The organism is Limnospira sp. PMC 1279.21, assembly GCF_032349615.1.
Lineage (GTDB): Bacteria > Cyanobacteriota > Cyanobacteriia > Cyanobacteriales > Microcoleaceae > Limnospira > Limnospira fusiformis.
The window spans coordinates 11,878-12,648 of the sequence record NZ_JARPLU010000013.1; the positions used below are offsets into that span (position 1 = coordinate 11,878).

Here is a 771-nt window from a genome sequence, read left to right on the forward strand (position 1 = left end):
GTTCTACCATTACAGCCAATGATGGCTTTTCCACCGGCTTCTATTCCTCCCGTAAATCCAGAATTTCTGACTCTCTCAGGTACAGTAATTAGCCAAACTGAACCGGATAGCTTTTTCTTCCAAAGTGATATCGGACCGATTTTAGTAGATGCTATTCCTCAAGGGGAAGGAATGGTAAGTGTAATTCCGGGAGAAATATTAACCATTGTTGGCAATTTTGATGACTATGATTTTGATGCTTACAGTTTGACCCGTATGGACGGTTCGGCGGTTCTACCATTACAGCCAATGATGGCTTTTCCACCGGCTTCTATTCCTCCCGTAACTCCGGTATTATCCAATCGTATTCAGATGGAAATTACTGATATTAATAATCCCGGATTTGCGCCAATTAATAACATTCCTAACCCCCCCTTAAATCCGGGTAATAGGACATCCCCAACAGTAGGCGATCGCGATTATAATTATGATCAGCCTGATTATGACTATGACCACGGTTGATCTCGTCGTTTTAACTAATAGTTTCAGCCACTCTCATCTATAAACCAATCCCGGTTTTTCATTTAACACAAAAAACATTGATTTAATTAATTTAGGAGATCCTTCGATGAAACCTTCCTGGAAAATTGCGACCCTGTTATCCTTTGCTGCTATTATCGGTTTTGCTGAAGCTGGTCAAGCTGCGATAAATCCCCCATCACCAACCCTCGTAAATCGGATTGAGATAGACATTGAAGACCTACCGAATATCTTACCTGGAGAGGATGCTAA

The 771-nt window shown here is 41.4% G+C and carries 1 pseudogene; it reads left to right on the forward strand.

What is annotated here, in order from left to right:
- Positions 1 to 501: pseudogene (locus P5683_RS03570) on the forward strand (hypothetical protein); the annotation flags it as partial.
- Positions 502 to 771: the final 270 nt, after the last annotated feature.